Source organism: Mesorhizobium wenxiniae, from assembly GCF_002284535.1.
Classification (GTDB): Bacteria; Pseudomonadota; Alphaproteobacteria; order Rhizobiales; family Rhizobiaceae; genus Mesorhizobium; species Mesorhizobium wenxiniae.
In genome coordinates, this window is the sequence record NZ_NPKH01000027.1 from 220767 (window position 1) to 245557 (window position 24791).

23 protein-coding genes and 1 riboswitch are annotated in these 24791 nt (G+C 62.4%); of the genes, 15 read left to right on the forward strand and 8 right to left on the reverse strand.

All coding sequences use genetic code 11. The features are described 5' to 3' along the window. The first annotated feature begins 41 nt into the window (after nt 1-41). Nucleotides 42-521 (forward strand): SMI1/KNR4 family protein, encoded by a 480-nt coding sequence (locus tag CIT31_RS23090; RefSeq protein ID WP_095520511.1) that lies wholly within the window; start codon nt 42-44, stop codon nt 519-521. A gap of 337 nt (nt 522-858) precedes the next feature. On the opposite strand, the gene CIT31_RS23095 is transcribed toward CIT31_RS23090, so the two are convergent. Continuing rightward, nucleotides 859-2871, reverse strand: coding sequence for an acetyl-CoA carboxylase biotin carboxylase subunit (locus CIT31_RS23095; protein ID WP_095520512.1), 2013 nt, complete (start codon nt 2869-2871; stop codon nt 859-861). 202 nt (nt 2872-3073) lie between these two features. On the opposite strand from CIT31_RS23095, the gene CIT31_RS23100 reads away from it, so the two are divergent. From CIT31_RS23100 to CIT31_RS23125, 6 genes are all read left to right on the forward strand, one after another. Next, nucleotides 3074-4201 (forward strand): S-(hydroxymethyl)glutathione dehydrogenase/class III alcohol dehydrogenase, encoded by a 1128-nt coding sequence (locus tag CIT31_RS23100; protein WP_095520513.1) that lies wholly within the window; start codon nt 3074-3076, stop codon nt 4199-4201. Between the two features lie 119 nt (nt 4202-4320). Continuing rightward, the gene (locus tag CIT31_RS23105; protein ID WP_095520514.1) at nt 4321-4596 is read left to right on the forward strand and encodes a hypothetical protein; all 276 of its coding nucleotides are present in this window, start codon (nt 4321-4323) and stop codon (nt 4594-4596) included. After that, nucleotides 4583-5077 (forward strand): YaiI/YqxD family protein, encoded by a 495-nt coding sequence (locus CIT31_RS23110; protein ID WP_095520515.1) that lies wholly within the window; start codon nt 4583-4585, stop codon nt 5075-5077. The genes CIT31_RS23105 and CIT31_RS23110 overlap by 14 nt, the downstream gene beginning before the upstream one ends. A gap of 164 nt (nt 5078-5241) precedes the next feature. Next, nucleotides 5242-5925, forward strand: a complete 684-nt coding sequence (locus tag CIT31_RS23115; RefSeq protein WP_095520516.1) for a DUF1345 domain-containing protein — start codon at nt 5242-5244, stop codon at nt 5923-5925. Between the two features lie 114 nt (nt 5926-6039). Beyond that, nucleotides 6040-6924, forward strand: a complete 885-nt coding sequence (locus CIT31_RS23120) for a cytochrome b/b6 domain-containing protein (RefSeq protein WP_095520517.1) — start codon at nt 6040-6042, stop codon at nt 6922-6924. A gap of 1 nt (nt 6925) precedes the next feature. Further along, entirely contained in the window at nt 6926-7732 is an 807-nt protein-coding gene (locus CIT31_RS23125) for a molybdopterin-binding protein (RefSeq protein ID WP_095520518.1), read from the forward strand. A 45-nt stretch (nt 7733-7777) separates the two neighbouring features. Here CIT31_RS23125 and CIT31_RS23130 read toward each other — a convergent pair whose 3' ends face one another. Further along, nucleotides 7778-8779, reverse strand: a complete 1002-nt coding sequence (locus tag CIT31_RS23130) for a hypothetical protein (protein ID WP_095520519.1) — start codon at nt 8777-8779, stop codon at nt 7778-7780. 164 nt (nt 8780-8943) lie between these two features. Then, nucleotides 8944-9030, forward strand: a riboswitch (glycine riboswitch). 148 nt (nt 9031-9178) lie between these two features. On the opposite strand from CIT31_RS23130, the gene gcvT reads away from it, so the two are divergent. From gcvT to parE, 4 genes are all read left to right on the forward strand, one after another. Continuing rightward, entirely contained in the window at nt 9179-10297 is a 1119-nt protein-coding gene (gcvT, locus tag CIT31_RS23135; RefSeq protein ID WP_095520520.1) for a glycine cleavage system aminomethyltransferase GcvT, read from the forward strand. 5 nt (nt 10298-10302) lie between these two features. After that, a complete protein-coding gene (gene gcvH / locus CIT31_RS23140; RefSeq protein WP_065009623.1) occupies nt 10303-10671 on the forward strand; it encodes a glycine cleavage system protein GcvH in 369 nt (122 codons plus the stop codon). Nucleotides 10672-10687: 16 nt separating this feature from the next. Then, entirely contained in the window at nt 10688-13498 is a 2811-nt protein-coding gene (gene gcvP / locus CIT31_RS23145; protein WP_095520521.1) for an aminomethyl-transferring glycine dehydrogenase, read from the forward strand. A 239-nt stretch (nt 13499-13737) separates the two neighbouring features. Beyond that, on the forward strand, nt 13738-15789 hold the full coding sequence (parE, locus tag CIT31_RS23150; RefSeq protein ID WP_095520522.1) for a DNA topoisomerase IV subunit B: 2052 nt from the start codon (nt 13738-13740) through the stop codon (nt 15787-15789). 51 nt (nt 15790-15840) lie between these two features. On the opposite strand, the gene CIT31_RS23155 is transcribed toward parE, so the two are convergent. Together CIT31_RS23155 and CIT31_RS23160 are read right to left on the reverse strand one after the other, a co-directional pair. Next, the gene (locus tag CIT31_RS23155; RefSeq protein ID WP_095520523.1) at nt 15841-16203 is read right to left on the reverse strand and encodes an Imm8 family immunity protein; all 363 of its coding nucleotides are present in this window, start codon (nt 16201-16203) and stop codon (nt 15841-15843) included. A gap of 141 nt (nt 16204-16344) precedes the next feature. Beyond that, nucleotides 16345-17466 carry a DUF2336 domain-containing protein gene (locus CIT31_RS23160; RefSeq protein ID WP_095520524.1) on the reverse strand — a complete coding sequence of 374 codons (1122 nt, stop codon included), beginning with the start codon at nt 17464-17466 and terminating at the stop codon, nt 16345-16347. 213 nt (nt 17467-17679) lie between these two features. On the opposite strand from CIT31_RS23160, the gene CIT31_RS23165 reads away from it, so the two are divergent. Together CIT31_RS23165 and CIT31_RS23170 are read left to right on the forward strand one after the other, a co-directional pair. After that, nucleotides 17680-18162 (forward strand): MaoC family dehydratase, encoded by a 483-nt coding sequence (locus CIT31_RS23165; RefSeq protein ID WP_425350639.1) that lies wholly within the window; start codon nt 17680-17682, stop codon nt 18160-18162. A gap of 3 nt (nt 18163-18165) precedes the next feature. After that, entirely contained in the window at nt 18166-19047 is an 882-nt protein-coding gene (locus CIT31_RS23170; RefSeq protein ID WP_095520526.1) for an HpcH/HpaI aldolase/citrate lyase family protein, read from the forward strand. A gap of 60 nt (nt 19048-19107) precedes the next feature. Here the strand turns inward: CIT31_RS23170 and CIT31_RS23175 are convergent, their stop codons facing one another. Then, complete coding sequence (locus CIT31_RS23175) at nt 19108-20568, reverse strand: MFS transporter (protein ID WP_095520527.1); 1461 nt, start codon at nt 20566-20568, stop codon at nt 19108-19110. 132 nt (nt 20569-20700) lie between these two features. Here CIT31_RS23175 and CIT31_RS23180 point away from each other — a divergent pair, with 132 nt between their 5' ends. Beyond that, complete coding sequence (locus CIT31_RS23180) at nt 20701-21315, forward strand: TetR/AcrR family transcriptional regulator (protein ID WP_095520528.1); 615 nt, start codon at nt 20701-20703, stop codon at nt 21313-21315. 55 nt (nt 21316-21370) lie between these two features. Here CIT31_RS23180 and CIT31_RS23185 read toward each other — a convergent pair whose 3' ends face one another. Next, entirely contained in the window at nt 21371-21979 is a 609-nt protein-coding gene (locus CIT31_RS23185) for a flavin reductase family protein (protein ID WP_095520529.1), read from the reverse strand. Continuing rightward, a complete protein-coding gene (locus CIT31_RS23190) occupies nt 21980-22564 on the reverse strand; it encodes a nitroreductase family protein (RefSeq protein WP_095520530.1) in 585 nt (194 codons plus the stop codon). A 157-nt stretch (nt 22565-22721) separates the two neighbouring features. Between CIT31_RS23190 and CIT31_RS23195 the strand changes: the two genes are divergently transcribed. Continuing rightward, the gene (locus CIT31_RS23195) at nt 22722-23687 is read left to right on the forward strand and encodes a hypothetical protein (RefSeq protein WP_095520531.1); all 966 of its coding nucleotides are present in this window, start codon (nt 22722-22724) and stop codon (nt 23685-23687) included. 52 nt (nt 23688-23739) lie between these two features. On the opposite strand, the gene CIT31_RS23200 is transcribed toward CIT31_RS23195, so the two are convergent. Further along, entirely contained in the window at nt 23740-24678 is a 939-nt protein-coding gene (locus CIT31_RS23200; RefSeq protein WP_095520532.1) for a lysophospholipid acyltransferase family protein, read from the reverse strand. Between the last annotated feature and the right edge of the window lie 113 nt (nt 24679-24791).

Genomic DNA, 24791 nt, shown 5'->3' on the forward strand with positions numbered 1-24791 from the left:
TCCCAAGCTGCTAAGTCTACTCCGTGTTGGAAGTAGCGCGCATGTCACTTTCGCGATTCGTTGAGAAGTGGACCATCCCTACATATCCCCCTGAGTCAGTCTCAGAGGAGGATTTGGGTGCTGCTGAGGAGCAGCTGGGCGTCCACTTTCCCGAAGACTATCGACAAGCAGTACTTGACGTCGGGTTGCCTCGGCCGACAATCGCGCTGTTAGACGCGATCGTCGAGCGTGAACTGGATCTGCACGATCTTCATGACTTCTATTCTCCTAAGGAGATCGTTGAGGAAACGCTTAGCTGGCGTGAGATCGGGATGCCTGATCGGCTTGTAGCTATCGCGAGCGATGGGTCCGGAAACAAGTTCTGCTTCAATGCAGACCAGCTCGGCGGTGACAGCGCCGGCATGCGGGCAATTTGGTTCTTCGATCACGACTTTGGAACCGTCGATGAGGTTGCACCAAGTTTTCATGCGTGGATTGACGCCCTTTGCGACGTCGAGCCGTGGCGCGAGGAGCCGAGTTAAGTCCGCAGCACCCACCACGTTAGTCGAAAAGAAGCCTGAAACAAAAAACCGTCGGCGCCAACCAGCACCTTACCCAGATTAGTAACATAGCTGCCGGAACAAAGCAAGAACAAATACGTTGCGACAGCAGAAAATTTGAATACCTCACCGCCTCGCCTCGTCCATCCTCCAGTGAGCGTGCTTTGGAAGTCGCGTTCCTTCGTGCCCCCCTGTCCTGCCTGACATCTCCCCCTCCAGTGGTGGGATTGGCTGTCATCTCGGCTTTCGCCAATCTCGTAGGATGCAGAAAGGGCGCTGTCCCGCCAACTTCTGACGGGCGTCGAGGCGGGTTTCAGCCTCACGCGAATTCCATGATCACCGCATCGACTGCGAGGCTGTCGCCCGGCTTAGCCTTGAGTTTCGACACGGTAAGATCGCGCTCGGCGCGCAGCACGTTTTCCATCTTCATCGCCTCGACGACCGCCAGCGTCTCGCCGGCCTTGACCTCCTGCCCCTCGGCAACGGCAATCGACACGACGAGGCCGGGCATCGGGCAGAGCAGCATCTTCGACGTGTCGGGCGCCACTTTTTCCGGCATCAGCCTTTCGAGCTCCGCGGTGCGCGGCAGCATGGCGCGTGCCGTCACCGACATGCCTTTCCAGGCGATGCGAAATCCGTTCGGCACCGGCCTGATCTGCGCGGCAACCCTGCGGTCGCCGACCGTGCCGCGCCAGATGAGATCGCCCGGCCGCCAGTCGGACGCCACCGTCAGCGCCTTGCCACCGTCGATCGACATGTGGAGCTCCAGCGGAATGGAAATCATGCCTCCAAGGACAGAGGCCGAAAGGTAATCCTCGCCGATCTTGATCACCCAGTCGCGTTTCAGGGCACCCGAATGCGGCGCCAGCCGCCCGCCCAGCCGGTCGAGCCGGTCGCGGCGCAGCAGTTCGACCGCGGTGGCGATGGCTGCGAAAATGGCCTTTTCCTGGCTATCAGGCGCGATCGGCGCGAAGCCATCAGGATATTCCTCTGATATGAAGGCGGTCGAAATCAGCCCTTCCCGCCAGCGCGGATGCTGCATCAGCGCCGCCAGGAACGGCATGTTGTGCTCGATGCCGTCGACGACGAAGCTGTCGAGCGCCTCCGACATGGCGTCGATGGCGGCGAGCCGCGTCGGTGCCCAGGTGCACAGCTTGGCGACCATCGGATCATAGAACATCGAGATTTCCGAACCCTCGGTGACGCCGGTATCGTTTCGGACGACGACGTCGCCGAACCGTCCCTCTTCCGGTGGCCGGTATCTCATCAGCCGGCCAATCGACGGCAGGAAATTGCGATACGGGTCCTCGGCGTAGAGCCGGCTTTCCACCGCCCAGCCGTTCAGCTTGACATCGCTTTGCTTGATAGCGAGCTTTTCGCCGGCGGCTATGCGGATCATCTGCTCGACCAGATCGATGCCGGTGACGAGCTCGGTTACCGGGTGCTCGACCTGCAATCGCGTATTCATTTCAAGGAAATAGAAGTTCTTTTCGCCGTCGACGATGAACTCAACCGTGCCGGCGCTCTGATAGTCGACCGCCCTGGCCAGCGCCACCGACTGCTCGCCCATGGCTTTCCGGGTCTTGGCGTCGAGGAAGGGCGAAGGCGCCTCTTCGACGATCTTCTGGTTGCGGCGCTGGATCGAGCATTCGCGCTCGCCGAGGTAAAGCGCGTTGCCGTGCGCGTCGGCCAGCACCTGGATCTCGATGTGGCGCGGATTGACCACGAACTTCTCGATGAAGACGCGGTCGTCGCCGAACGAGCTTTTGGCCTCGGATCGCGCCCGGTCGAACCCGTCGCGCACCTCGGCCTTGCTCCAGGCGATGCGCATGCCCTTGCCGCCGCCACCGGCCGAGGCCTTGATCATCACGGGATAGCCGATCTCGCCGGCTATTTTCTCGGCATGACCCGCATTCTCGATGGTGCCAAGCCAGCCGGGTACCGTCGACACGTTCGCAGCATTTGCGAATTTCTTCGATTCGATCTTATCGCCCATCGCCCTGATCGCTTTGGGTTTCGGGCCGATGAAGATGATGCCTTCTTTCTCCAACGCTTCACAGAAGGATGCGCGTTCGGACAAAAAACCGTAGCCGGGATGCACGGCTTCAGCACCGGTCGCCTTGCAGGCGGCGATGATATTCTCCGGCACCAGATAGCTCTGCGCGGCCTGCGAAGGCCCGATATGCACAGCCTCGTCGGCCATCTCGACATGCACGGCGTCGCGATCGGCATCCGAATAGACCGCGACGGTGGCCATGCACATCTTGCGCGCCGTCTTGATGACGCGGCAGGCGATCTCGCCGCGATTGGCGATCAGGATTTTTGCGAACATGCGGGTCTTATTCCCTCGGCTGCCTTTCTTTTATGGGCTTCGCCCGGCCGGTCAAGGCAAGTTGGCGCATATCCCGGGCGCAAGTCGCCTAGTGACGACCAAAGCCCGGCCACGAACTGTCAATTCGTCCCATAGTCCAGCACCTGCAGATACGCTAATGCTCGGCCTCGATTGCAGATTTTGCCCTGAGAGGAGATTCCCGATGAAAACCCGTGCCGCTGTCGCTGTCGCCGCCGGAAAGCCGCTGGAGATCCTGGAGGTCGACCTCGAAGGCCCGCGCAACGGCGAGGTGCTGGTCGAGATCAAGGCGACCGGCATCTGCCACACCGACGAATTCACGCTGTCGGGCGCCGATCCTGAAGGCATTTTTCCGGCGATCCTCGGCCATGAGGGTGCGGGAATCGTCGTCGACGTAGGCAAGGGCGTCACCTCGGTCAAGAAGGGTGACCACATCATCCCGCTCTACACGCCGGAATGCCGGCAATGCCCGTCCTGCCTGTCCAGAAAAACCAATCTGTGCACCGCGATCCGCGCCACGCAAGGGCAAGGCCTGATGCCGGACGGCTCGTCGCGCTTCTCGATCGGCAAGGACAAGATCTTCCACTATATGGGCTGCTCGACCTTCTCCAACTTCACCGTGCTGCCCGAGATCGCGGTGGCCAAGGTCAATCCCGACGCACCCTTCGACAAGATCTGCTACATCGGCTGCGGCGTCACCACCGGCATCGGCGCGGTGATCAACACGGCCAAGGTGGAGATCGGCGCCACGGCCGCCGTCTTCGGCCTCGGCGGCATTGGCCTCAACGTCATCCAGGGGCTGCGCCTTGCCGGCGCTGATATGATCATCGGCGTCGACCTGAACAACGACAAGAAGGAATGGGGCGAGAAATTCGGCATGACGCATTTCGTCAATCCGAAGGAGATCGATGGCGATATCGTGCCCTATCTCGTCAACATGACCAAGCGCGGCGCCGACCAGATCGGCGGCGCCGACTATACGTTCGACTGCACGGGCAGCACCAAGGTGATGCGGCAGGCCCTTGAAGCATCGCACCGCGGCTGGGGCAAGTCGGTCGTCATCGGCGTTGCCGGCGCCGGCCAGGAGATCTCGACGCGGCCGTTCCAGCTGGTCACCGGACGCACCTGGATGGGCACCGCCTTTGGCGGCGCGCGCGGCCGCACCGACGTGCCGAAGATCGTCGACTGGTATATGGACGGCAAAATCGAGATCGACCCGATGATCACCCACACGCTGAAGCTGGAGGACATCAACAAGGGTTTTGACCTGATGCATCAGGGCAAGAGCATCAGGAGCGTGGTGGTTTACTAGGTGAAGGAGGTTCAAATTCGCGTTCGTATTGCCGTTCGCAGTCACCGCGAAGTTAATCAGGCACTCCCATGAATCCTGAGACTCTCAAGAATTGGAAACTGAAGCTCCGGAACGGGCGGATGAAGACAGCGTTCCGTCACTTCACGGTTCTGGCCGAGGGCGAGGTTGTATCTCCCAATGAGGACTTTGAAACAGAGCCCGGGCCGGCTTTCTTTGGAATGAAACTTTGGGCGTCGGACGCGGATCAAGCGATCGATGTGATACGCACCATCGGCCAACACATTGGTTTCTCCTCCACTGGAAGAATTTACGTCTATGACACTGAGCCCACTGAGCCGCCCGGCACCGAGCCGCGCGGCTACGAGCTGAAATTCACGCCGTATGAACACGACTAACATCAACCAAGAACGAAGCCGCCTACAGATTCTCGTCGATGCCGATGCCTGTCCGGTGAAGGCCGAGGTCGAGAAAGTCGCGGAGCGCCATGGCGTCGTCGTCACCTTCGTCTCCAATGGCGGCCTGCGCCCGTCGCGCGATCCGATGATCCGCAACGTCGTCGTGTCCAAGGGCGCCGATGCGGCTGACGACTGGATCGTCGATAATGCCAAGCCCAACGACATTGTGGTGACAGCCGACATCCCGCTTGCCGCCCGCACGGTGGCACTCGGCGCCCACGTGCTTGGGCCGACCGGGCGCCCGTTCACGCCGGAAACGATCGGCATGGCGGTGGCCATGCGCGACCTCAAGCAGCATCTGCGCGAGACCGGCGAGAGCAAGGGCTACAATGCCGGTTTCGCGCCGCAGGACCGCTCGCGGTTTCTCGGCGAGCTCGACCGCATCCTGCGGCGTGCGCTGAAATCCGCCGCCTTGGGCTAGCTCCGCCGCACTGGGCTAGCCCTTGACCCGAACCGGAGGTCAGCGGAGCAAAATCCGAATGGATTTTTCGGGATCATGCGCACAATCAAAAAGTGCTACAATGTTGTTTGCGCGTCCTAAAGACGAGCGGCGGTATAGAAGACGGACCGCCTCCGAGCCGGGCCATGACGACCGATATGCCCCTGAAGAAACCACTGCACCGCCACATGCAGTTCGCGGTGTCGGCCTGCATCGGTGTGGTGGCGCTGGTGATCGCGCTGCTCTTGCGCACTCCGCTGGCCTTTTCGATCGGCGCCAATGCGTTTTTCGCCGCCTACACCGTCATCGTCGTCGCCCAGATGCCGCTGCTCACCGACCGCTATCTGAGCAAGAATGCCCGCGCCACCGACCAGCCGGTGCTGGTCATCTTTGGCGTGACGCTGATTGTCGTCGCCGTCGCCATCATCTCGTTGTTCCAATTGATCAATCGCGAGCGCAGCGCGCATCCTGTCGAACTCACCTTCGCGCTGCTGTCGATCCCGCTCGGCTGGTTCACCATCCACGCCATGACGGCGCTGCATTACGCCCATGTTTACTGGCTGAACGATGAAGAGACCGACCCCGGCAGCAAAGCGAAGCAGAGAAAGCCCGTCGGCGGCCTCGTGTTTGCGGGTAAGGAGCGGCCGGACGGCTGGGATTTCCTCTATTTCTCGACCACCGTCGGCATGACTTCACAAACCTCCGATACCGCGGTTTCGACCACGCAAATGCGTCGCATCGTCCTCTTGCATTCGATCGTGTCGTTCTTTTTCAATACAGTGATCGTCGCCGCCGCGGTCAATCTCGCCGTTAGTCTCGGGAGCCGGTAGTACCAAGCAGGCCGTAATAATTTCGTGATCGGATGAAACATCGCTTTGGCTGGCAACGTATTGGGAGGAGAACGATCGGAAAGGCCGACTGAGCGGCCGGAAGGACGCGAGAAAATGGAATCGGTTGTCAGGAGCCAATCCTCCGTCGGGCCAGATACTGCCGCGCCGAAGGACGCAACGCTGATCTACCGGCAGTCGCGCTGGACTCGGCTGACGCACTGGCTCTGGGCCATCTCGCTGTTCTTCATGCTGCTTTCCGGCCTGCAGATCTTCAACGCGCGCCCTCAGCTCTATATCGGCAAGGAGTCGGGATTCGCATACAACAACACCATCTTCGCCATCGGCGCCGAGAACACCGCAAACGGTCCGCGCGGCTACACCGAAATCTTCGGCAAGCGCTTCGATACCACCGGTGTGCTCGGCTGGTCGGGCCCGGCGGGTCGGGAGACGTCCCGCGCCTTCCCGTCCTGGGCGACGATCCCGTCATACTACGACCTCGGCACCGCCCGCGTCGTCCATTTCTTCTTCGCCTGGATACTGACCACGACACTGGTCGTCTGGCTGGTCGCCAGCTTGATCAATGGCCATCTGCGCCGCGATCTTGCCCCGCGCATCGACGATCTCAGGCGTTTGCCGCGAGACATCGCCGATCATGCCAGGCTCAAGTTCCACCATAGGCGCGAGTACAACACGCTGCAGAAGATGGCCTATGGCGGCGTCATGTTCGTGCTGCTGCCGCTGATGATAATCACCGGCCTTGCCATGTCGCCGAGCATGAACGCGGTGCTACCGTTCCTCAACGATCTGCTCGGCGGCCGGCAAACGGCACGGACGATTCATTTCATCGTGATGCTGCTGCTCGTCGCCTTCTTCATCATCCATATCGTGATGATCTTCGCCGCCGGCCCGATCAACGAGTTGCGTTCCATTATCACCGGCTGGTACCGAACCGATCCGCCGGCGGCCCATGGCAGCAAGACGCCCCAGAGGAGTGCGTGAGATGGCGAAGTTTGAGATCGGCCCCAAACTACAGATAAGCCGAAGAAAATTCCTGACCTCGGCCAGCCTCGGCGTCTCCGGCATCATGCTTTCGGGTTGCGATGCTTTCGACAGCCAGCTTGGCGTCGGCGACGGCCTGCGCTCCTTCCTCGAAGGCGCCAACGGCCTTACCTGGCGCGCGCAACGCCTGCTTGCCGGCGATTCGCTGGCGCCGGAATTCACCGAAGCCGACATTCGCCAGCCGCAGCGGCCGAACGGCGTCACCGCGCCGGACGACGATGTCTACAAGGGCCTGCTCGCCAACAATTTCGCCGACTGGCGGCTCGAGGTTTCCGGCCTCGTCGAAAAGCCGCTGTCGCTGACGCGCGAGCAGTTGATGAACATGCCAAGCCGCACCCAGATCACTCGCCACGACTGCGTCGAAGGCTGGAGCTGCATCGCCAAATGGACCGGCACGCCGCTGTCGCTGGTGCTTGATCAGGCGGTGGTCAAGCCGCAGGCGCGATACGTCATGTTCCACTGCCTCGACACGATCGACCGCAGCCTGTCCGGCGACATCAAATATTACGGTTCGATCGACCTGTTCGATGCCCGTCATCCGCAGACGATCCTTGCCTATGGCTTGAACGGCAAGCCGCTGCCGGTCGAGAACGGCGCGCCGTTGCGTGTCCGCGTCGAGCGCCAGATCGGCTACAAGATGCCGAAATATCTCCGCAAGATCGAACTGGTCGACGGTTTCGCCACTATTGGCGGCGGCAGGGGTGGCTACTGGGAGGACAACGGCTACGACTGGTACGGCGGCATTTGAGGCCATAGCTCCGCCATTTCCGATCAGTGTTTTAGTACTTTTTGCTCAAGCGACCTTGTCGATTAGGGGTTTGAGCACCGGATGGATTTCCGGCGAGGCATGCTTGATCAGGGTCAGCAGCGCGCGCTCGTTCTCGCGCAGCGGCCGGTCGCGGCCGATGCGCTCAGCCAGCCACATCGCCTCGCTGGCGTCCACGGTTTCGGCGCGGCGGGCCAGTGCCTCGGCTGCCTTGTCCTTCGATTCCCATTCGGATTCGATATCGCCCGGCGCGCGATAGGCTTCCATGATGCCGGCGAGGCCGCCCGATACCATGCGGCCAAAGAAACTGCCGATCTCCGGTTCCGCCTGCTCGAAGAAAGAATCCCGGCGCAGCGCCACGTCGCGCATCGGCGCTTCGTAGCCGGCCGAGCACATGACGAAATTGGCGATCGCTTTGACGAACAGATCATTCCATGACGGATCGTTGTTGGCTGCCGCTGTCCGCTCATTGATCTTGAACAGCATCTCGGCCTCGGCGCGGGTGATCGCGATGTTGCCGTCGCCGCCATGGGCATAGAGGATGCGGCGCAGAAGCTCGACTTCCGCCTTGGCGATCAAGCCGGGAACCAGCTTGCCGTCGTGCATCAGCGGCCCCTTGCCGTCCAGAACGGCATTGGCGACCTGCGCCAGCGCATAGACGCAAAGCCCGTTCGGCGACGATTTCGCCTTTTCCAGCACATGCACCAGCAATTCGAGTTCGGTCCGGCTATCGACCATGCCGTCGCGCGAAATCGCTCGGACCAGCCAGTCGGCATTGTCCTGCGACATATAGCCCGCCGGCTTTTCCTGATGAACGATGAAGTCGGTCACAGCTTCGACGAAAAAAACAGGCCATTGCGCGCATTTGTCCTTGGCCTTTGCGTCGAGCGCAAACAGCGCCTCGGCCTCGCCGCGCGTCACCACGCCGTCGCCAAACACCTCGCGGCGCAGCATGACCACGTCTTCCGCTGTGATCCGATTTTTCGAGGTCAGCCCGGCCACAGGCGCGCTCATCGTTAATTCGCCCATTTCGTTCCCCGTCCGAACGTCGTTTGGACCCAATATATCGGGAGTTCGTTGAGAAACCGGCAAACCGCGTGGTTAGCGAAGACTTGTCGGTAAGGTGTCGCTGGGAGGTGACAAGGTGTCGCCCGCAGGCTATGGATGGCGAGTCGAGGGCTCAAATTGAGTCCTACCTGTTTGCGGGAGAGAGCAGCGAGAGCTGCCGCCGAAGGGGAAATCGCCCGAAATCTCTCAGGCAAAAGAACCGTAGACGGGAAAGACACTCTGGAAAGTCGGGGCTTGCCCCCGCGCCGAAGGTGTAAGCGCTGCCGACAGAGTTACGGGGCGCGAGTCTCTCAGGCTTCAGACAGAGGGGCACGGACTGGTCGCCACTCGCGGCCGATTGCGTGCGACTCTGGAGACGACATGACGGGCGACGACACCAAACACCTTCCCCTCGAAGACCTGCACGCGGCCGCCGGTGCGCGCTTTGGCGCGTTCGCCGGGTGGTCGATGCCGCTGACCTATCCGGCCGGCGTGATGAAGGAGCACCTTCATACCCGCGAGCATGCCGGCCTGTTCGACATCTCGCACATGAAGCTGTTCGAGATCAGAGGCTCGGGCGCTGAAGCACTGCTCAATCGTGCCTGCCCGTTCGACGCCGGCGCGCTTGAAGTTTCCCAGTCCAAATACACGTTCTTTCTCAATGAAGCCGCCGGCATCCTCGACGATCTGATCGTCACCAGGCTCGGCCAGGCACGCTTCATGGTCGTCGCCAATGCCGGCAATGCCGAAGCCGACGAAAAGCACCTTCGTGGGCTTGCCCTGGATGTTGAGGCAAAGGGGGATTTTGATGCCAAGATCGATGCACTCGACCGCGTCTTCCTGGCGGTCCAGGGGCCTGAAGCCTGGGCCGCCCTGTCACGCGCCGGCATCGAGACCGGCTCGCTGCTGTTCATGCACGGCTTTGAGCCCCGCGAAAACTGGTTCATGAGCCGGTCGGGCTATACCGGTGAAGACGGTTTCGAGATCGGCCTGCCGGAAGCGGATGCGCGAAATCTGGTCGCCAAGCTGCTCGAGGACGAGCGCGTGATGTGGGTTGGGTTGGCCGCCCGGGACAGCCTGCGGCTCGAAGCGGGGCTGTGCCTGCACGGGCTGGACATCACGCCTGAGATCGACCCGACCAGCGCCGGGCTGATGTGGGCGATTCCAAAGGAGGTTCGCGCCTCTGGCGCTTTCATCGGCGCCGACGCATTGCGTTCAATCCTGGAGCGCGGCCCGGCGCAGAAACGCGTTGGACTGAAGCCGGAAGGCCGGCAGCCGGTGCGCACCGGCGCTGCCCTTTTCGACACCGACGGCAATCCCGCCGGCCACGTCACCTCCGGCGGCTTCGGCCCCTCGGCCGCCCATCCGGTCGCCATGGGTTACGTGCAGACGTCGCTGGCCAAACCTGGCGCAAAACTCTTCGCCGACGTTCGCGGGACCAAAATCCCGGTCGATATCAGTCCCCTGCCCTTCACGCCCCATCGCTACCGCAAAGGATGAACTTCATGGCAAAAACCTATTTCACCGAAGATCACGAATGGCTCCGCGTCGAAGGCGGTATCGCCACCGTCGGCATCACCGACTACGCGCAGGAGCAACTCGGCGATCTCGTCTTCGTCGAATTGCCGGAGCTTGGGAAAAAGCTGGCCAAGGGCGATACGGCCGTCGTGGTCGAATCCGTCAAGGCGGCATCGGACGTCTATGCACCGGTCGACGGCGAGATCACCGAGGCCAACACCTCGCTCTCGTCGGACCCGTCTTTGGTCAATTCGGCGGCGACCAGCGACGGCTGGTTGTGGAAGATGAGGCTGGCCGATGAAAGCCAACTCGAAGGTCTCCTGGATGAGACCGCCTACAAAGCCCATATTGGTTGAAAGCAGGACCAGGAAGATGACCGCAGCACCCTACGCCTTCTCGGCCCGCCATATTGGCCCCGGCCTCAATGACGTCAGAGCCATGCTGGCGACGATCGGCGTTCCCTCAGTCGAGACGCTGATCAGCCAGGCTGTGCCGAGATCGATCCGGCTCGACCGGCCGCTGGCTTTGCCGGCCCCGGCGAGCGAAGCGGAGGCGCTGGCCGAGCTTTCGGCGACGATGGCCAAAAATACCGTGTTGAAGAGCTTTATCGGTGCCGGTTACCACGGCGTCCACGTGCCGCCGGTCATCCAGCGCAATCTGTTCGAGAACCCGGCCTGGTATACGGCTTACACTCCCTACCAGGCTGAGATCAGCCAAGGCCGGCTCGAAATGCTGTTCAATTTCCAGACCTTGGTCACTGAGCTGACCGGCCTGCCGGTGGCGTCGGCCTCGCTGCTCGACGAGGCGACGGCGGTGGCCGAGGCGGTCGGCATTGCGTTGCGCCATCATCGCGACAAGCGGACCAAGGTGGCGCTTGCCGGCACGCCGCACCCGCAGACGCTCGACGTCGTGCGCACCCGCGCCGAGCCCCTCGGCATCGAGGTCGACGGCGACACGATCGACGACAACACCGCCGCTCTGCTGGTCTCCTGGCCTGATACGTTTGGCGTCTATGGCGACCACAAGGCGGTAATCGAGAAGGCCCGCGCCACCGGCGCGCTGGTCGTTTTCATTGCCGATCCGCTCGGCCTGACGCTGACCGACGCGCCGGCTACGCTTGGCGCCGACATCGCCGTCGGCCCGATGCAGCGCTTTGGCGTGCCGATGGGCTTTGGCGGGCCGCACGCCGCCTATTGCGCTGTTTCCGACAGGCTGACACGGTTGATGCCCGGCCGCCTTGTCGGTCAGTCCACTGACAGCAAGGGCCGCCCCGGCTATCGTCTCGCCTTGCAGACGCGCGAACAGCACATCCGTCGCGACAAGGCGACCTCCAACATCTGCACCGCGCAGGCGCTGCTCGCCAACATGGCGACGGCCTATGCGATCTGGCATGGCCCTGCCGGGCTGCAGGCGATTGCCGGCCGAATCCATTCATTGGCCAACCGGCTGGCGACCGGTCTCACCGCGTCAGGAATTTCGGTGCTTGGCGCAAGCCGCTTCGACACGGTGACGGTGGAAGTGAAAGGCAGAGCCGGCGCGATCGCCGCCGCTGCTGAAAAGACCGGCCGATTGCTGCGCGTCATCGACGCCGACCACATCGGCATCAGCTTCGACGAGACCTCGACCGATGCCGATCTGGACGCCATTGCAGCACTGTTCGGCGCCAAGGCAGGCGCTGCTGGCACCAGCACCACTCCGGGCAAGCCACGTGGTAAGGCGTTTCTCAGCCAGCCGGTCTTCCACGAAAACCACTCGGAAACGGAGATGATGCGCTTTTTGCGCCGGCTGGCCGACAAGGACCTGGCGCTCGACCGCGCCATGATCCCGCTCGGCTCCTGCACGATGAAGCTCAACGCCGCCGCCGAGATGATGCCGGTGAGCTGGCCAAGCGTCGCCAATCTGCATCCATTCGCGCCGGCCGGGCATTCGGCAGGCTATCGCGCGATGGTCGGCGAACTGGAAGGCTGGCTGTCGGAGATCACTGGCTTCGATGCGGTCAGCCTGCAGCCCAATGCCGGCAGCCAGGGCGAGTATGCCGGGCTGCTCGCCATTCGCGGCTATCACCGCTCGCGCGGCGAAGGCCACCGCACCGTCTGCCTGATCCCGTCATCCGCGCATGGCACCAATCCGGCGAGTGCGGCGATGGCCGGCATGAGCGTCGTCGTCGTGCGCTGCACCGAGGATGGCAATATCGATATGGACGATATGAGTGCCAAAGCCAATGAGCATTCCAAGAATCTCGCCGCGCTTATGTTCACCTATCCTTCGACGCATGGCGTATACGAGGAAGGCGCGCGCCACCTCTGCGCCCTCATTCACGAGCATGGCGCCCAGGTCTATTTCGACGGCGCCAACCTCAACGCCTTGGTCGGCCTCGCTCGCCCCGGCGACATCGGCGCCGATGTCTGCCACATGAACCTGCACAAGACCTTCTGCATCCCGCATGGCGGCGGCGGTCCCGGCGTCGGCCCGATCGGCGTCAAGGCGCATCTGAGACCTTATCTGCCCGGCCATGTCACCGAAGGCTCGGGCCATGCCGTGTCGGCCGCACCGTTCGGCAGCGCTTCGATCCTGCCGATCACCTGGATGTATATCCGCATGATGGGCGCTTCCGGCCTCAAGCAGGCGACCGAGACGGCGATCGTTTCCGCCAACTACGTGGCGACGCGGCTCGCGCCGCACTTCCCGCTCCTCTACAAGGGCAGGCACGATCGCATCGCCCATGAGTGCATCCTCGACACCCGCGTGCTGAAGGAGAGCTCCGGCATCAGCGTCGACGATATCGCCAAGCGGCTGATCGATTATGGTTTCCATGCGCCGACCATGTCGTTTCCGGTGGCCGGCACGCTAATGGTCGAGCCGACCGAGTCCGAGCCCAAGAGCGAACTCGATCGCTTCTGCGAGGCGATGATCGCGATATCAGGCGAGGCAGCCAAGGTGGCGAAAGGCGAATGGCCCTTGGCCGACAATCCGCTGGTCAATGCGCCGCATACCGCGGCCGAGGCGCTGGCCGGCCAGTGGACCCATCCCTATTCGCGCCTGGAGGCGGCCTATCCCGCCGGTGATGCCGACACATCAGCCAAATACTGGCCGCCGGTGTCGCGCATCGACAATGTCGCCGGCGACCGCAACCTCGTCTGCTCCTGCCCGCCGCTGTCGGAATATCTAGGGGCGGCGGAATAGAACCAGCCGATTGCGACGCAGACTGCCCCCTCATTTCCCGCGCACACGCAATGAGGGTGGCTGATGCGGCAAACCACCCTCTGAAGGCCGGAGTTTCGACCCATTTCCGCCGCTTGGTTGCCGGATGGTTTTGCAGTAAGAGGCTCTATCCTCGAACGTAACGGGAACCTCCGTCGCCTGCCCGCAAAAAGCGTGGCAGTATCGGGTGGTGATTCGCAGCATCGCAATCCAGGACCAGCATGAACGACAGCAACGATCTTTTCGGCAATCTGGACAAGCAACCGCAACCGATTCGTGCCACCGCGCGCCCGGCCGACCCGCTGGTGCAGGCGGCGAAGCGCCCGGCATCCCGCGACGGCAGTGAGAGCTACAGTGCCGCCGACATCGAGGTTCTGGAAGGACTGGAGCCGGTGCGGCGGCGGCCCGGCATGTATATCGGCGGCACCGACGACAAGGCGATGCACCATTTGTTCGCCGAGGTCATCGACAATTCGATGGACGAGGCGGTCGCCGGCCACGCGACTTTCATCGATGTCGAGCTTTCGGCCGACGGATATCTGGCGGTGACCGACAATGGCCGCGGCATTCCGGTCGATCCGCATCCGAAATTCAAGAAGCCGGCGCTCGAAGTCATCATGACGACGCTGCATTCGGGCGGCAAGTTTGACAGCAAGGTCTACGAAACCTCGGGCGGCCTGCACGGCGTCGGCGTCTCCGTCGTCAACGCGCTGTCGGACCATCTCGAGGTCGAGGTCGCACGCGGCCGTCAGCTCTATCGCCAGCGCTTTTCGCGCGGCGTTCCGGTGACCGGCCTGGAGCAGCTCGGCGAGGTGCATAACCGCCGCGGCACCAGGATACGCTTCCATCCCGACGAGCAGATCTTCGGCAAGGGTGCGGCTTTCGAGCCGGCGCGGCTCTATCGGATGACGCGCTCGAAGGCCTATCTGTTCGGCGGCGTCGAGATCCGCTGGACCTGCGATCCGTCGCTGATCAAGGAGAAGGACGCGACGCCGGCCAAGGCCGAGTTCCATTTTCCCGGTGGCCTCAAGGACTATCTGAAAGCCTCGCTCGGCGACGAATTCCAGGTCACCCGCGAGATCTTTGCCGGCAAAAGCGACAGGCAAGGCGGCCACGGCTCGCTCGAATGGGCGGTGACCTGGTTCGGCGGCGACGGATTTCTCAATTCCTACTGCAACACCATTCCGACCGGCGAAGGCGGCACCCATGAGGCCGGCTTCCGCAACGTCTTGACGCGCGGCCTGCGCGCCTATGCCGAGCTGGTCGGCAACAAGCGTGCTTCGATCGTCACCTCGGAAGACGTCATGATCTCGGCGGCGGGCATGCTGTCGGTGTTCATCCGCGAGCCGGAATTCGTCGGCCAGACCAAGGACCGGCTGGCGACGATCGAGGCGATCAGGATCGTCGAGGCCGCGATCCGCGACCCCTTCGATCACTGGCTGGCCGACAACCCGCAGGAAGCTTCGAAGCTGCTCGAATGGGTGATCGCGCGTGCTGACGAGCGGGTGCGCCGCCGCCAGGAAAAGGAAGTCTCGCGCAAGAGCGCGGTGCGCAAGCTGCGCCTGCCCGGCAAGCTCGCCGACTGCACGCAGAATGCCGCGGCCGGCGCCGAGCTCTTCATCGTCGAGGGCGATTCGGCCGGCGGCTCGGCAAAACAGGCACGCGACCGCGCCAGCCAGGCAGTGCTGCCGCTGCGCGGCAAGATCCTCAACGTCGCCAGCGCCGGCAACGACAAGCTGGCTGGCAACCAGCAGATTTCCGACCTGATCCAGGCGCTTGGCTGTGGCACGCGGTCAAAATACCGCGATCAGGATCTGCGCTACGACCGGGTTATCATCATGACCGACGCCGACGTCGACGGCGCCCATATCGCTTCGCTGCTGATCACCTTCTTCTATCAGGAGATGCCGAGCCTGGTCCGCGACGGCCATCTCTACCTGGCGGTGCCGCCGCTCTACTCGATCCGCCAAGGCGGCAAGGTCGCCTATGCCCGCGACGATGCGCACAAGGACGAACTGCTGCGCACCGAGTTCACCGGGCGCGGCAAGGTCGAAATCGGCCGCTTCAAGGGGTTGGGCGAAATGATGGCCGCCCAACTCAAGGAAACCACCATGGACCCGAGAAAGCGCACGCTGCTCAGGGTCGATGTGATCGACGCCGAGGCGGCGACAAAGGATGCGGTCGACGCGCTGATGGGCACCAAGCCGGAAGCCCGCTTCCGCTTCATCCAGGAACGTGCGGAGTTTGCCGAGACGGAAGTGCTGGATATCTGAGCGTCTTCTGCTCGGCGAACCCAACAGCGGGTAGTGTCTCAGTTTGAAATTTCAAAGGCGATAGTCGAACTCCCAGCGCCCTAGTCTGGTGAGTTGCGCGCCGATGGCCTGCCAAGTTTCCCCCTCGGTCGCAGCACAACGATCCCTGAGAAACTTTTCGAGCTCGACGTAGTCGAAACGCCGCATGAAAATCACACTTTCCGCCGCAAATACCTTGCCGCCCTGAGATCGAAGGAACCAATTAGGAGAGCAGACAGTCGCGGTAAATGCGTCGGCGCTGTTATCTCCTTCTGGACCGGCATAGAAATCAATAGTGACGGAGAAGTCAGTGGGATCGCGCGGGTTCCACGTATCGAGGGCAAAAGCTCCGACATCGGTATCTAGAATTCGGTGGCCCTTGTACTGTGCTCTCATGGCAACAATTTTTCATGCTTCTTGTACGGGCCGCGCGTGCCGGGCTTCGGTGCAACAGCGTCCATCTTCTCGCAAAGGTCATCCATTGACAGAGAGTCTGCGACACGCCAGCGGCCATTTGCCGGCGTCATTTTCAGTGTCTTAAGCCGCCGCGATTGCCAGCGCATGGCCGCGCGCGTTTTCGCGCAGCGCATCGAGGTGGATCGATTTGACCAATCCGGCGAGATCGCCTTCGGCCGACTGCCCGCCCAATTCCTTCAGCATCAGCCAGCTGACTTCCTGGACGCCGGCGAGGCGCTTGCCGTTGGCGACCTCGCGCCAGATCTTCAGCGCGCGCAGGATAATCGCGTGCGTGGCCGCGGCCAGGCCAGCGCTGCGCAGCAGCGCCTGCAGCGCCACGTCGTGCCCGCCGGCCAGCAGCGCCCTCACCCGTTGTTCGGACTGCTGGCTGAGCGCGACCAGCACTGAGCCGAAGAAATCGACCTTGCCATGCGCAATGGTGCGAATGATGAAGCTTGCGGTCAGGTCGCCGCGCAGGCGCAGGTGCTCGATGAGCGCCGCATGTTCTTCCTGGCGCGTGCCTTCGATCAGCGTCATCGAAGCCTTGACGCAGGCGTCGCGCATGACGCGCTCGGTTCTGGCACGGCCCATCAGCGCCAGCACCAGCGGCGAACCCTTGAGCGTTTCACCAAGTTTTATCAGCAGCATATGCCGGCAGTCGGCGGGCAGGCGCGCATCCGATATCAGCGCTTCGCGCACCGAAGGCAGATGGCCATGGCGTTCGGCGATACGGCGGAAGCTGAGCGAAGCGATGTCGGCGCCGCTGTTGGCGAGAAGCGTGGCGCAGGCTTCCGGCTCGCCGATTTCGGCGATCGCCGCGGCGACCGCCATGGAGACGCGCGGACGATCGGCGACCAGTTTCTGGATCGCCTTCTGGCCGCCGGCAACGCGGTCGATCAGATCGGCATCGGTAAGCATCGGCGAACGTGCCAGCACCAGGCTGGCCACTTCTGGTTGGTCGGACGCCAGCGCGCTGATGATCTGCAGCGGCGCGTGATGGCTCATCGACAGCGCCTCTGCAATCGCCAGCCGCACTTTCGACGAGGCATCGTCGAGCAGCAGCGTCAGCGCCGCCTCCGCCGCGCAGCGATCCTCGAACGGCAGCTCGGCATTGATGTAGGCGCGAGCCAGAGCGCTTGCCGCAGCAGCGCGCTCCGAAACCTTGGCCGTGTAGATCCATTTCAGGAAATGCGAAACAACCATGCCGTCCGCTACGCCCCTAACCCGAGTCCGTTCCCGCCCCAGTGAAGACCGTAGGCAGAAATGGTTTACGAACGGTTCACCATGTTTGTTAACTGGCTTGCGAGCGCGGCATGCAGCGCCTATCAACCCCTTAGAGGGGCGCACAGAAGTACGCTCTAACACTTTGAATCTTCGCATCGCGCTTTCCGAACATCGATTCCGATTTTCAGGCCGATGCGGCAGCGGAGGAGATCGAGCATGGCCGGGCTTTATCTGGAAGAGTTCGTCGTCGGCCATGCCTTCCGGCACACGCTGCGGAAAACCGTCACCGAAAGCGACAACATGCTGTTTTCGGTAATGACGCTGAACCCGCAACCGCTGCACATCGATTTCGACTTCGCCGCCAAGAGCGAATGGGGCAAGCCGCTGGTCAATTCGCTGTTCACGCTGGGCCTGATGATCGGCATTTCGGTGAACGACATCACCGTCGGCACCACCATCGCCAATCTCGGCATGAAGGAGACGGTGTTTCCGCATCCGGTCTTCCACGGCGACACCATCCGCGTCGAGACGACGGTGGTGTCGGTGCGCGACTCCAGGTCGAAGCCGGACCGCGGTATCGTCGAATTCGAGCACCGCGCCTACAATCAGAACGACGTGCTCGTCGCCAAATGCACAAGGCAGGCGATGATGATGAAGAAGAAGGCGGCGGCCTGACCGATGCGCTCGCTGCTGTTCGTTCCAGGCGATTCCGAAAAGAAGCTGGAAAAGGCGTTTGGCGCCGGCGCCGACGTGGTCATCGTCGATCTCGAGGATTCGGTCGCGCCACAAAACAAGGTTTTGGCTCGCGACGTCGCCGCACGCTCCATCACCGAACACAGGCATCAAACCAGATCCGCAATCTATGTCCGCATCAACGATCTCTCGACCGACCTGACCGATGACGATCTGGCGGCACTCGTGCCAGTGAAACCCCACGGCATCATGCTGCCGAAGTCGAACAGCGGCCAGGATGTCCAGCATCTCTCGGCCAAGCTGAGGGTGCACGAGGCCGAAAACGGCCTGCCGGATGGCGCGATAAAAATCCTGCCGATCATCACCGAAACAGCTGCCGGCGTGCTGGCGGCTGCGACCTACGCCAACGCAAGTGCGCGGCTTGTCGGCGTGACCTGGGGTGCGGAAGATCTGTCGGCAGCAATCGGTGCGCGCACGGCGCGCGACGAGATTGCCCGCTACACCGATGTGTTCCGCTTCGCCCGTACCATGACCATCCTCGCCGCGGGTGCTGCGGAAGTCGCGGCGATCGACACAGTTTTTCCGCACTTTCGCGACATGGCCGGCTTCGAGGCGGAATGCGCCGAGGCAGAGCGCGACGGCTTCACCGGCAAGATGGCGATCCATCCGGCGCAAGTGCCGGTCATCAACGCCGCCTTCACGCCGTCGGCCGAGGCGGTGAAACACTCCCTGGCGATCGTTCAGGCATTCGAGGCGGCTGGAAATCCCGGCGTCGTCGGCATCGATGGCAAGATGTACGACCGGCCGCATCTGCGGCTGGCAGAGCGGCTTCTGGCGCGAGCCAGAGCGGCAGGGATTCCGGCCTAGAGCGGGCTTTCTGCAGGATATGCTAAATTGGGGTGTCCTATAACTCGCCGGCAGCAGAGGTCATTCGGGTAACTTTCTCGGCAGCCAGAGCCACGCGATGATGCCAGTTGCAAGCGTCAGCAGACCGCCGGCGCCGACCGCGACATGTAAACCAGTGAGAAAGGCTTCGTTGGCCCGCACGATAATTTCAGGGTCCGACTGATCGAGTGTTTCGTTGAGCGTGCCGGCCACGCCGGGACCCAACAGCCGGAAGCTCAGCGCGGCCAACGATCCGAGCAGGGAAATTCCCAGCGCGTTGCCCAGTTCGTTGCTGGTCTCGGCGATCGAACTCGCCGCACCGGCTCGTTCGGCAGGAACGGCCGACACTGCTATCTCGGCCACCAGGCTAAAGGATAACCCATATCCGACGCCAGCGATCATGGTCGAGGCGATGAAGGCCGCGATTCCGACCTCGGTGGTCGTGAACAGCAGCAGGAGGACGCCGACGCTGATGAGCAGATGTGTGGCAACAAGGGCAGTTTTGCGGCCTATCCGCTCCACGATGCGAGCGGTGCCCACGCAAGTCGCCGTCAGCACGGTCGCGCCCGGCAGCGTCAGCAGCGCAGCATTGAAAACATCAAAACCCAGCACCGATTGCAGATAGATGCCCGACAGATATCCGGTAGCCGACCAGACAACCAGCGTGAGAAGGCCGGTTAAGATGGCGATGGAGAAAATGGGGTCTCGGAATAGGTCCAGGTCGAGCAGCGGGTAGTCAACCCTGCTCTGTCTGCGCACGAACAGCCCAAGGGCAAGGATGCCGACGATCCCGATGGTCAACAGTGTCGGCGTGAAGCCATGGGCCGCCGCGCTCTTGAGCGAATATGTGAACAACAGGATACCTGCGAAGGACAACATGAGGCTCACGAGATCGATTCGCCCGTAGCTAGTCGAACGCACCTCTTGCAGCAGTACCGGTGCAGAGATCAGGAAGCCGATCACGACGGGAACATTTATCAGAAACACGGCGCCCCATTCGAATTGCCGCAATAGCAGCCCGCCGATGACGGGCCCGATGGCGAAACCAGCCGCAAAAGTCGCCGCGAAAATACCGATCGCCCGAGCGCGCGTTCGCGGATCGGGGAATAGGGAGCTCACGATCGCCAGCCCGGACGGCAACAGTGTCGCGCCGCCCAGTCCCATAAGGGCGCGCGAGGCGATCAGGCTTTCAGGGGTTTGCGAATAGGCTGCGCCAAGCGATCCAGCACCGAAGACCACCGCGCCGATCATGATCAGCTTCAGCCGCCCGTAACGGTCGCCGATATTGCCGAAGGCGATCAGCAGCGACCCAACCACGAAACCGTAGATGTCGAGAATCCAAAGTGCTTGGTCGGCGGTCGGCGTGATGGCCGAGGTCACACGCGGCATAGCGAGATAGAGTATCGAGCCGTCCATAGCTATGAGCAGGACCAGGGGCAAGACGGCCATGAGGCCCAACCACGCCCTGCGGACGGTCGGGCGTGCAAGTGAAGTATCGGTCATAAGGCACACAAATCCTCTGCGTACGGCAAGCGAAGGCGTGCCGCTTCGGCCGCCGGGCGGAAGGCCGGCGGATGGTTGCGATCGAAGAGCGAACTCTATATACTTCAGGTAAGTTACTTTTGGTACATAGCCATGTCAAGCACAGCAAAAAATAGGGAAGCCACGCAGAGACGCGTTCGTCTCAGTCGCGAGCAGCGACTAAGCCAGCTCCTTGAGGTGGCGAGGTGGCTGGTTCGCGAAGAAGGCACCGACGCGTTGACGCTGCCGCGCCTAGCCGAACAGGCCGGTGTCGCCAAGCCGGTGGTCTATGACCATTTCCGGACGCGCAACGGTTTGCTGACCGCCCTCTATCAGGATTTCGACGCGCGCCAGACGGCGCTGATCGACGCCGCTCTCGAAGGCAGCGCTCCGGGTTTGGAGGAGAAAGCTTCTGTTATCGCATCGTCCTACGTCGAATGCGTGCTGGCCCAGGGCCGTGAGATCCCCGGCGTCCTGGCCGCGCTGGCAGGCTCGCCCGAACTGGAGACCGTCAAGCGGGACTATCAACTGGATTTCATCGAGAGGTGCCGAAAGGCGTTGGCCCCGTTTACAGGGCCAAGGGGGATCGTGCAGGCCGGTTTTTGGGCGATGTTAGGCGCAGCCGACACCTTGTCCAATGCTGCCGCGACAGGAGAAATCACCGCTCAACAGGCGCAGGACGAACTTTACGAGACGATTGTTGCAATGACCAAGAGAAGCAATCGCTGACGCATGCCTCCTAACCAAAGGCTAGAGTTCCACCCGATTCATCGGGGATCAGGTTCTAATCCTTTCCCCAGCGAGGCCGGTGCATCGAAAATATTTCGCTGACGCTGGCATAGTCCATATAGCCGAGACGGCCGACATTGCCCGCCTTGGCGATATCGAAGATGCCGTCTTTCAGGAATGCATCGTCGATATGCACACCGACGACTTCGCCGGCAACGACGATGGCGCTGGTCAGCGTCCCGTCCAGCGCCTTTGGCCGCAAGATCTCCGTCACCCGGCATTCAAGCGCCGCGGGCGCTGCCGCGACGCGGGGCGGTGCAACCAGACGCGACGGCGCCATTGTGAGATCGGCATAGTCGAATTCGGCCACGCCGCGCGGCGCATCGACCGCCGTGCGGACCATTTTTTCAGCAAGATCGCGGCTGACGAGGTTGGCGACGAACTCGCCCGTCTCTTCGGCGAAGGTAGCGCTGTCCTTCTCGCCTTCGGACGAAAACCAGACGATGAAGGGCCGCGTCGAAAAAGCATTGAAGAAGGAATAGGGGGCGAGGTTGATCTCGCCGGCCTTGTTCACCGTCGAGATCCAGCCGATCGGCCGTGGCGCCACGATCGCCTTGGACGGGTCATGCGGCAGCCCATGCCCCTTTGCCGGCTCGTAGAACATTCAGCCCACCCACGGCCCTGCATAGTCGGCATAGAGCTTTGCCGGATCAGGCCGGGGCCGCTCCGGCGCCGGCCCCTGATAGGAACCGATATGGACAAAGCCGACGACGCGCTCATGCGGCGCCAGCCCCAGGATCGCCCTGCCCTCCGGCACATCGGAATACCAGTTGCTGATCATGTTGGTGCCATAGCCCAGCGCATTGGCTGATATCATGAGGTTCATCGCCGCCATGCCGCCCGACAGGAACATCTCCCATTGTGGGATTTTTGGATTTTCCTTCGGGCTCGACACCACGCCGATCACCAGGGGCGCGCGTGAAAAGCGCGCCAGTTCCTGGTTATGGCGGCCTTCTGGCAGCGGCCCTTCGCGCTGTGCGGCAAGGGCCGCCAGCTTCTTGCCGATCTCGACGCGTGCCTCACCCCGGTAGAGGATGAAACGCCAGGGCTCGAGCCGGCCGTGGTCCGGCACCCGCGACGCGACGGCAATCATCGTCGCGATGTCAGCGTCGCTGGGCGCCGGTTCCTTCAACTCCGGGATCGGCACGGAATTTCGGGTCAGCAGAAAGTCGATGATCGGCGACGCCATGGGCGCAAGTCTCCTTGGAATTTGAGCTGAAGCGCACCATCGGGACATCGGGCGGCTCGGGCATTGGCGCGGCGCGCCGGATAAAGAGCCATCTAGCAGAAGCCGATCGGACTTTTAAGCCTTGAAATTGCCACCGCCTTGGGCTTCAACGCAAGGCATGTTTGAGGGGACATTGCGTCTTTTCCTGATCTGGCTCGCTGCCGCACTGTTCATGGTGCCGGTTTCGCTTGCGGTCGCGCAGGATGCGGACGGCCTCGGTGATCTGAAACTTCCCGGAATTTCGAGCTATGCGCCTCCGAAAAGCGAGATACCGCTGGCGTCGGGGAGCAGTGGGGCAATCACGCTGTCGGCGCAATTGACCGACAACGGTGCCGACATCACGCGCGGCATCGTCTGGCGCGTCTTCAAGCCTGAACCCACCGGCGACGGCAAGCTGCCGATGGTCGCTTCCGCCCATGGTGGCAGCGCGGTGTTCCAGCTCGAGCCCGGCAGCTATCTGGTCCATGCCTCCTACGGCCGGGCCGGCGCCACCAAGCGCATCACCGTCGGCAACGACGCCAAGCGCGAAAGCCTCGTGCTCGATGCCGGCGGGCTCAAGCTCGATGCCGTACTGTCGGGCGGGGTGCGCATACCGCCGAAGAAACTGCGGTTTTCGATCTATGAAGGCCAAGCCGAGGCCAATCACGATCGCGCCCTGATCATACCCGATGTCGAGCCGAACAGCGTCGTGCGGCTGAACGCGGGCGTCTACCACGTCGTCTCGACCTATGGCTCGGTGAATGCGGTCATCCGTTCCGACATCCGCGTCGAAGCCGGCAAGCTGACCGAAGCGGCCGTCGAGCACCGTGCGGCGGAGATGACCATGAAGCTGGTACGCGAGCCGGGTGGAGAGGCGATCGCCGACACCTCCTGGTCGTTGCTCAACGAATCCGGCGATCCCATCAAGGAAACCGTTGGCGCCTTTGCTTCGATGGTGCTTGCCGAAGGCGACTACACCATCATCGCCAAGAACCGCGACCGCATCTACCAGAAGGATTTTACCGTCGTGGCCGGGCAGAACAAGGAAATCGACGTTCTGGCCACGGAGGCCTCGGCGATGGATCCCGAGGAAGGCGCGGACTAACCGTCCGGACACTGCCGTGTAGATTCGGGTCCAGCAGCCTATGATTGGCCGATCAGGCCGCCTTGCGCAGGCGTCGCGGCAGAAACTGGCCGCGGCCGCGCGCTTCGGCCGGTGCCAGATCGAAAACGCCGCGGTGGAGGCGGTCGAGCAAAGCCTTGCGGTCGCGCAGCGGCTCCAGTTCATCCCGTCCCAACACGTCACCGATGCGCACGTCGATCGATTTGCCCGACAGCCGCGCGAATTCGTGGATGAGTAGGGAAATGCGCAGCGTTAGCGAAGCCCTGCCGACGAACTTCGCCACGCGTCCGTCACGCTCGGCCATGTTCATTGGTCCGCTGACAAGGTGGAATAGCCGGCCGTTCTGGCCGAAAAAGTGCATTGGGACAACCGATGCCTTGGCATCCTGGACGAGACGGGCCGGAAACATCTTCCACGGCAGATCGCGCGCCCGGCCAAAACCTTTCGGCGCGGTGGCGACGCCGCCCGCGGGGAAGACGACGATGATGACGCCCTCTTTCAGCAGCCGCACCGCCTCATGGCGCACCGCCATGTTATTCCTGAGCGCGTCCTTGGTCTCGGAAAAGTCAATCGGCAGCGAATAGGGCTCCATCTCGCGGATCTTGAGCAGATCCTTGTGGATCATGACGCGGAACGGCCGCTGAAGCTGCTCGGCCAGCGAGAGCACCGCAATGCCATCGCCGATGCCGAACGGATGGTTGGCGACGATCACCAGCGGCGTATCAGGCAATTTTGCCGGGGGCCATTGGCCGGTGGTCCGCACCTGGACATCGATCAGCTCCAGCATGCGGCTGAACACACGCTCGCCGGCCGGCACCACATGGCGGCGCCAAGAGTCATAGAGGGCCGCGAAGCGGTCGCGACCGGACAGGCCTTCGATGGAGTGGATGAACCAGCGCGTCAATGCCGGCTGATGCGGGCTGGCATAGGAAAGCTCGGGAAACGGTCTTTCGCGCATCTTCAGCTTGAGCATGAGGGCTCGTTACAAGGCTGGCGTGACAAACGTATGATGGCAGATATGTATTGCGGGCATGTGAAAATGGCGGTGGATCGCTCCACCGCCATTTCGTCGACAATCCGGCTGAA

Bases quoted from the DNA above. Each gene is read 5' to 3' on its own strand.
- CIT31_RS23090 (WP_095520511.1), top strand. From the start codon at position 42: ATGTCACTTTCGCGATTCGTTGAGAAGTGGACCATCCCTACATATCCC.
- CIT31_RS23095 (WP_095520512.1), bottom strand. From the start codon at position 2,871: ATGTTCGCAAAAATCCTGATCGCCAATCGCGGCGAGATCGCCTGCCGC.
- CIT31_RS23100 (WP_095520513.1), top strand. From the start codon at position 3,074: ATGAAAACCCGTGCCGCTGTCGCTGTCGCCGCCGGAAAGCCGCTGGAG.
- CIT31_RS23105 (WP_095520514.1), top strand. From the start codon at position 4,321: ATGAAGACAGCGTTCCGTCACTTCACGGTTCTGGCCGAGGGCGAGGTT.
- CIT31_RS23110 (WP_095520515.1), top strand. From the start codon at position 4,583: ATGAACACGACTAACATCAACCAAGAACGAAGCCGCCTACAGATTCTC.
- CIT31_RS23115 (WP_095520516.1), top strand. From the start codon at position 5,242: ATGACGACCGATATGCCCCTGAAGAAACCACTGCACCGCCACATGCAG.
- CIT31_RS23120 (WP_095520517.1), top strand. From the start codon at position 6,040: ATGGAATCGGTTGTCAGGAGCCAATCCTCCGTCGGGCCAGATACTGCC.
- CIT31_RS23125 (WP_095520518.1), top strand. From the start codon at position 6,926: ATGGCGAAGTTTGAGATCGGCCCCAAACTACAGATAAGCCGAAGAAAA.
- CIT31_RS23130 (WP_095520519.1), bottom strand. From the start codon at position 8,779: ATGGGCGAATTAACGATGAGCGCGCCTGTGGCCGGGCTGACCTCGAAA.
- gcvT (WP_095520520.1), top strand. From the start codon at position 9,179: ATGACGGGCGACGACACCAAACACCTTCCCCTCGAAGACCTGCACGCG.
- gcvH (WP_065009623.1), top strand. From the start codon at position 10,303: ATGGCAAAAACCTATTTCACCGAAGATCACGAATGGCTCCGCGTCGAA.
- gcvP (WP_095520521.1), top strand. From the start codon at position 10,688: ATGACCGCAGCACCCTACGCCTTCTCGGCCCGCCATATTGGCCCCGGC.
- parE (WP_095520522.1), top strand. From the start codon at position 13,738: ATGAACGACAGCAACGATCTTTTCGGCAATCTGGACAAGCAACCGCAA.
- CIT31_RS23155 (WP_095520523.1), bottom strand. From the start codon at position 16,203: ATGAGAGCACAGTACAAGGGCCACCGAATTCTAGATACCGATGTCGGA.
- CIT31_RS23160 (WP_095520524.1), bottom strand. From the start codon at position 17,466: ATGGTTGTTTCGCATTTCCTGAAATGGATCTACACGGCCAAGGTTTCG.
- CIT31_RS23165 (WP_425350639.1), top strand. From the start codon at position 17,680: ATGCGGCAGCGGAGGAGATCGAGCATGGCCGGGCTTTATCTGGAAGAG.
- CIT31_RS23170 (WP_095520526.1), top strand. From the start codon at position 18,166: ATGCGCTCGCTGCTGTTCGTTCCAGGCGATTCCGAAAAGAAGCTGGAA.
- CIT31_RS23175 (WP_095520527.1), bottom strand. From the start codon at position 20,568: ATGACCGATACTTCACTTGCACGCCCGACCGTCCGCAGGGCGTGGTTG.
- CIT31_RS23180 (WP_095520528.1), top strand. From the start codon at position 20,701: ATGTCAAGCACAGCAAAAAATAGGGAAGCCACGCAGAGACGCGTTCGT.
- CIT31_RS23185 (WP_095520529.1), bottom strand. From the start codon at position 21,979: ATGTTCTACGAGCCGGCAAAGGGGCATGGGCTGCCGCATGACCCGTCC.
- CIT31_RS23190 (WP_095520530.1), bottom strand. From the start codon at position 22,564: ATGGCGTCGCCGATCATCGACTTTCTGCTGACCCGAAATTCCGTGCCG.
- CIT31_RS23195 (WP_095520531.1), top strand. From the start codon at position 22,722: ATGTTTGAGGGGACATTGCGTCTTTTCCTGATCTGGCTCGCTGCCGCA.
- CIT31_RS23200 (WP_095520532.1), bottom strand. From the start codon at position 24,678: ATGCTCAAGCTGAAGATGCGCGAAAGACCGTTTCCCGAGCTTTCCTAT.